This is a genomic window from Thermus sp. LT1-2-5 (assembly GCF_040363165.1).
In the GTDB taxonomy this organism is placed as follows: Bacteria; Deinococcota; Deinococci; order Deinococcales; family Thermaceae; genus Thermus.
In genome coordinates, this window is the sequence record NZ_BSRG01000027.1 from 1 (window position 1) to 6,235 (window position 6,235).

A 6,235-nucleotide genomic window follows, 5' to 3' on the forward strand; every position below is an offset into this window, starting at 1 on the left:
CTTCCACACCAACAGCCGGAAGGTCTTTGAGTACCTCTCCCGCTTCACCGAGTGGCGGCCCTACTTCCACCGGGTGCGGGCGGTGGTGGAAGGAAAGGAGATCCCCTTGCCCTTCAGCCTCGCCTCCCTAAGGGCCCTCTTCTCCGAGCGGGTGGCGGACCGTCTGGAGGAGAGGCTCGTGGCCCGGTTCGGCTACGGGGCCCGCGTGCCCATCCTACGCCTGAGGGAGGAGGAGGACCCTGAGTTGCGGTTCCTCGCGGACTACGTGTACAAGCACGTCTTTGAGGGGTACACCCTGAAGCAGTGGGGGATGCGCCCGGAGGAGCTATCCCCCTCGGTGACGGCACGGGTGCCGATACTGGTGAGCTACGACACCCGCTACTTCCAGGATACGTACCAGGCCATGCCCAAGGAGGGCTACACGGCGCTTTTCCGGCGGATGCTTGCCCACCCCAACGTCCAGGTGCTCCTCCAGGCGGACTGGCGGCAAGTGGAACAGGAGGTGCGGTACCGCTACCTTATCTTTACGGGTCCTATAGACGAGTTCTTCGGTTACCTCCACGGGCCTTTGCCCTACCGGTCCCTGCGCTTCCGGCTGGAAGGCCAAGGGAGGCCGTGGGCCCAGGAGGTGGGGACGGTGAACTACCCCAACGAGCACGCCTACACCCGGGTGACGGAGTTCAAGCACCTTACGGGGCAGGACTACCTGCCCCACACCACCTTGTGCTACGAGTACCCGGAGGCCTACGAGCCTGGGCGGAACGAGCCCTACTACCCGGTGCCGCGGGAGGAGAACGAGGCGCGGTACCGGCTGTACCTGGAGGAGGCGAGGAGGCTTAAGGGGGTGTACTTTGCCGGGAGGCTTGGGGACTACCGGTACTACAACATGGACCAGGCGGTGGCCCGGGCCCTGAAGCTCTTTGAGGAGGTGGCACAATGCGGTTGAACGTGGCTATTGGCACGTGGGGGCCTTTGCGCTCCAACTCCGGCGGGCCTAATCGGGTGGCCTATGATCTTTTGAGGGGTTTGCTGAGTGTGGGGGGTAGACGGCTACAGTTGCACTTTGTCGATGTTGGCAAGGGAGTTGTACATGCTCTACATGGGTTGGATGACCTTGCAGGTTTCCTCTCCCAGGAGGGTTCGGGGGCCAACAGAAGTGGGTTGAATGTGAGTAGCTTTGTGAAGTTCTGGATTGCGAGGATGCCTGAGGAGAGGTTGCGTAGTTTTCTGGTTGGTTTGGCTTACGGGGTAAGGGGTTCGGGTCCCAGTTCGTTCTCGGGGTGTTGGTTCGAGTCTGGCATCCTTCACTTGCACGGTATTGGTTGGCGGGGGATATCCTCACTTCTCGCATTAGATCGGCGTCAAAAAATTGTTTGGACTGAGCATAGTAAGGGTAGTGCGCTGCGCGAGTGGGAGATGTTATATGGGACATCTTTTGTGAAGGTTTGGGGAGCGAAGGTCAAGGATGCTTACGAGGTGCTTCTTCAGAGGGCTGATAGGATCATTTTCCCAAGCAGGGGTGCGTTAAAATTGTTTGAGGATTATACCGGTTGGACTATCCCTTCTGGGCGTCTAAGGATTATCCACAATGGTATTGAGGACCCCCTTCATGCTTTGCTGGACTGCTCTCCGAGTGTACCTGAGAGAGGCCTTTTTGTTACCGTGGCCCAGCATGTTCCGGAGAAGGGCCTCGACTGGGTACTTGAAGGGCTAGCCTTGGTTAAGAGGCCTTGGCGCTGGGTGGTGGTGGGGGAGTTTACACCCTGGACAGCCTATCTGGAGGGTTTGGTTCGACGGTATCGCTTGGAAAGCAATGTTAGCTTCGTTGGTCCTTTACCCAGGAGGGAGACTTTGGCCTGGGTGGCGAGGAGCGAAGCGGTGATTCATGCGCCGAGGGTGGCGGTTTTTGATCTCGCTTTATTGGAGGCTATGGCGTTGTCAAAACCGGTGCTTGCGACCCCTGTAGGTGGGAACGTGGAGGCGCTTGGGGAAGGTTATCCCTTGTTCGTGCGGGCCCCCGAGCAGCTTGCGCGGTTTATTGACGATGAGGGTTCAATGGATCTCTTCGCGTCGGCAGGGGAGGGTAATCGGAAGAGGTTCGTGGGGGAGTATACGCTCTCTGCCATGGTAGAGCGGTATCTCTCCCTTTATGAGGAGCTGTGTTAGGCGGGGGTTTGTGTTTGGTGTGGGGCATCTGCGAGCGCCAGGCCTACTTACGCGGGGGTGACGGGGAGTGAGTCAGGGTAGCGGACCCGCTTTTAGTTTAATCATATCAACAAGGGGTCGGGATTGGGAGCTGGCCCGTTTGTTGACCTCTTTGACGGAGCAGAGCTTTAAGGATTTTGAGGTTATAATTGTGGACCAAAACGAAGATGATAGAGTTTTTAAGATCATCGCAAATTTTAAGGATGTGCTACCCATAACTTATCTTACATCTCCGCCGGGGCTTTCTCTAGGACGCAATGTAGGTTTGAAGGTCTGCCGAGGCAAGTACGTTGCCTTTCCCGATGACGATAGTACTTACTTTCCAAATACCTTGGCGGAAGCTGTGAGGTATTTGGATATGTATGCCAGTCTTGATTCTCGTCTCGGGGGTGTGGTTGGTGTGAGGGCCGACCATTGGGAAGAAAGTGATTGCGCCGATCAACGTCGATGTAACATGGGTGCTCGGATTAGTATCTCGGACGTTTTTCGGAAGGCATCTTCCTACCTGCTGTTTTTCAAAAGAGAAGCCGTCTATGACTTTGACGAAACCTTGGGGGTTGGTTCGGGTACCCCATGGGGTTCGGGTGAGGAAATAGATTTAATGCTTCAGGCCATGAAGGCTGGTTATCGGTTCTATATGGTTTCCACGGTGTGCGTGTATCATCCTTTTAAAGAGGAGATCGGAAATCCGTCGCGGACGAGAAGCTACTTAAGGGGGGTTGGGCGAGTTATGCGGAAGCATAAGCTTTTCTGGCTCTTTGTTTACTACAGTTTGCGGAGTTTGGGGGGAATATTGGCATCTATCGGCCGTAGGGATTTCGCGCTTGTTCGGCATTATTTTCGTGTTTTGATCGCCAGAACGGAGGGCTTCTTTGGGATAGCGTTGAAAAAAGGTGACTGAAGCGGGTGCGCTAGAGTTTGAGAAGAGCCATGGGTGTGAAAGTCCTTTTTTTACGTTCAAACCCAGTTGATCCTGATCCGCGGGTTGAAAAAGAGGCAAGCGCCTTGGCGGAGGCAGGTTATGAGGTTCGTGTGGTGGGGTGGGACCGGCTGGGCAGTTTGCCTGAGAGGGAACGACGTGAGTTTGGATTGGTGGAAAGGCTTAGGATAAAGGGTGATTTTGGTAAAGGGTTCGGTAATCTTCCAAGTCTTCTTAAATTTCAGGTGGCCCTGCTTCTGTACTTGGTGCGAAAAAGGAGTGCATATGAGATTCTCCATGCGTGCGATTTTGATACGGTTTTGCCCGCAGTTTTAGTGGGTCGTATTTTTCGCAAAAGCATCGTCTATGACGTTTTTGACTTCTACGCTGACATGATCCGGCAAGCGCCTAAGTGGTTTAGAAGACTCATTCGGTTTATAGACCAAAATTTGATGGGTTGGGTCGATGCCGTCATCCTTGCGGATGAGAGCAGAATAGAGCAGATTAAAGGTGCGAAGCCGAAGCGTTTAGTTGTAATTTATAATTCACCCAACGTGTATAGGGGTTGTTCTCAGACATCTGCACCCCCCCCTTTAAAGATCGTTTATGTGGGCATACTACAAACTGATCGAGGTATCTTAGAGGTTTTCGACGTTTTGGAAAAGCATCCGGAGTGGGAGCTGGACCTTGGGGGTTTTGGCGGGGACGAGGAGCTTATAAGGAAGCGGGCGGAGGGAATGCCTAATGTGCGCTTCCACGGGCGCATCCCTTATGAAAAGGTCTTGGACCTTACGTGCAGAAGCCATGTTCTTTTTGCCACGTATGATCCCTCAATCCCTAACCATCGTTTTTCCAGTCCGAACAAACTCTTCGAAGCTATGGCCATGGGCAAGCCCATTATAGTAGCTCGAGGCACCGGAATGGATCGGTTGGTGGAGGCCCTAGGAATGGGTTATGTAGTGGAATACGGCAACCTTAGGGAGCTGGAAGCGGCGCTCCGCGATGTTGTGAGCTGGACTGAGGAGCAGCGCCGTGCCTTTGCCGAGAGGGTAAGGGCGGTCTTCCAGGAGCGCTTTTCCTGGGGCAAGATGAAGGAAAGGCTTTGGGCGCTGTACGCGGAGCTTTCGTGAAAAGGAATCTGGATTATGCTGGTATGCCAGCCTCAATGCATCCGCCTTGTGCTTTTTTGGACATTTGTGGCGCTCCTGGTTAGGCTCGGAGCTTTGGGGCTGACCCACGTGTATTCGCTAAGTGCGGGTTATGGCGGTTTTTATCCCCTTCCCTCTGGTGCTGACGACCGATACTACTATGAAGCCTCCCTGCGGCTCTTACAAGGAGCTGGGCCCGTCGATCTTCCGAACGCATATCCCCTGCTCTTGTCCCTCCTCTTTGCCGTCTTCGGGCCGAGCGTTCTTTTGGGGAAGTTGGTTAACGTTTTTTTAGGAGCCTTGGGGGTGGGCCTTGGGGTTTGGCTTGCAGAGTCTCTGGGCTCCAGAAGCTTTTCTTTGTGGGCTCTGAATCGTCCAGGGAACGTAGCTGGTCTTTTCCTTACCTTCTATCCTTCGGCGGTGTTTTACAGCACTCAACTTCTTAAGGACTCCCTTATCTGGTTCCTTGGTCTTCTCACGGTTTGCTTGAGCGTTCTTCTTTTGTTTAGGCCCCGTTCTTGGCACTACCTAGGGCTTGGCGCGCTCCTCTTGTTTCTCTGGCCCCTGCGCCCCTACACCGTTTTGGCCCTGGTAGGGGCGTTGAGCCTGTATTTCCTTCTTCGGAGGGCGCGGGTTAGAGATCTAATCGCTTTAGGTTCCATCCTTTTGACCGTTCCATGGCTACTTGGGTGGGGGCCATTCGGTTGGAAGTATCTGAACCCCCTTCTGAGCCCCGAACGTTTGGCCAGCTTCCGCGCAGAGGTGTATGGGATAGGGGGGAGCTCCCTAGGGGTAGCGCTGGACCCCACCCATCCTTTGCGCTTTCTCCTTGGCTGGTTGTATAGCACGATTACCGTGTTCATGGGGCCTTTCCCTTGGCAGGTGGATGGGCTGATGGAGGCGGTTGCGTTGCTGGAGGTTATTTATATCTGGCCCCTTGTGGCGGTTTGGTGGGCTGGCTTGCGCCGCCTGAGGCATCCAGAGCCGCCGGAGCTCCTGCTTCTTTTCGCCCTGGTCTTGGGTTTGGGGATAGGCTTATTCAGCGATAACTTGGGCGCCAATACCCGCCTCCGGCTCTTGGTTTGGGGGGCTCTTATAATCTATGCGGCGGTGCGGTTAGGAGGAAACCGTGCGGATCCTCTATCTGATCACCCGAGCCGAGCCAGGGGGGGCCCAGATGCACCTCCTAGAACTGCTAAAGGCCTTTAGGGACAAGGCTGAGCTCCACTTGGCCGTGGGGTGGGAGCGTGAGGAGTTTTTGGTGAAGGCGGCCCAGGAACTCGACGTGAAGACCCACGTCCTTCCCCACCTGGTTCAACCTGTTAGACCGGGTTCGGATTGGCGGGGGCTTTGGGAGGTCAGGGAGCTAATTCGCAGGTTGCGCCCTGATCTCGTCCACGCCCACTCCTCCAAGGCGGGGTTTCTGGGAAGGCTTGCGGCGAGAAGCTTAGGGGTTAGGAGCGTTTTTACCGCACATGGCTGGGCCTTCGCCGATGGGGTAAGCCCTGATCGGAAGGCTTTGGCCTTAGCCTTAGAGCGGATAGCGGGCCGGGCAGGGGATTTGGTCCTTACTGTATCCCACCAAGACCGGGAGCTTGCCCTGCGCTACGGGGTGGTGCCTCCCGAGAAGATCCGGGTGGTATGGAACGGGGTGCCGGACACTCCTTTTCGGGCTGACCCGGGACGGGAGCCTCCCAGGCTGGTCATGGTGGCCCGCTTTGCTCCTCCGAAGGATCAGGCTCTTCTTCTTCAGGCTTTGGCGGGGCTTCGGGATCTTCCTTGGACCCTGGACCTGGTGGGGGATGGGCCGTTGCTTGCTGGGGTTCGCGTTTTGGCTGAGGGGCTTGGGCTTGCGAGCCGGGTTCGCTTTCTTGGGCGCAGGTTGGATGTGGACCGGATTTTAGCGGAGGCGCAGATTTTTGTGCTTGTTTCCAACTGGGAGGGGCTTCCTTTGGTGGTTCTG

General features: G+C 55.7%; 5 protein-coding genes. All 5 read left to right on the forward strand.

The window, feature by feature from the left end:
- The coding region (gene glf / locus ABXG85_RS12785) for a UDP-galactopyranose mutase (RefSeq protein WP_353513989.1) at positions 1-946 on the forward strand (946 nt) is incomplete at its 5' end.
- Between the two features lie 254 nt (positions 947-1,200).
- Positions 1,201-2,166 (forward strand): glycosyltransferase family 4 protein, encoded by a 966-nt coding sequence (locus ABXG85_RS12790; RefSeq protein ID WP_353513993.1) that lies wholly within the window; start codon positions 1,201-1,203, stop codon positions 2,164-2,166.
- A gap of 67 nt (positions 2,167-2,233) precedes the next feature.
- A complete protein-coding gene (locus ABXG85_RS12795; RefSeq protein WP_353513990.1) occupies positions 2,234-3,106 on the forward strand; it encodes a glycosyltransferase family 2 protein in 873 nt (290 codons plus the stop codon).
- 17 nt (positions 3,107-3,123) lie between these two features.
- Positions 3,124-4,254 carry a glycosyltransferase family 4 protein gene (locus ABXG85_RS12800; RefSeq protein ID WP_353513991.1) on the forward strand — a complete coding sequence of 377 codons (1,131 nt, stop codon included), beginning with the start codon at positions 3,124-3,126 and terminating at the stop codon, positions 4,252-4,254.
- A 1,147-nt stretch (positions 4,255-5,401) separates the two neighbouring features.
- The coding region (locus ABXG85_RS12805; RefSeq protein WP_353513992.1) for a glycosyltransferase at positions 5,402-6,235 on the forward strand (834 nt) is incomplete at its 3' end.

Excerpts from the sequence above, each read along its gene's own strand:
- ABXG85_RS12790 (WP_353513993.1), top strand. The coding sequence starts at position 1,201 with ATGCCTGAGGAGAGGTTGCGTAGTTTTCTGGTTGGTTTGGCTTACGGG.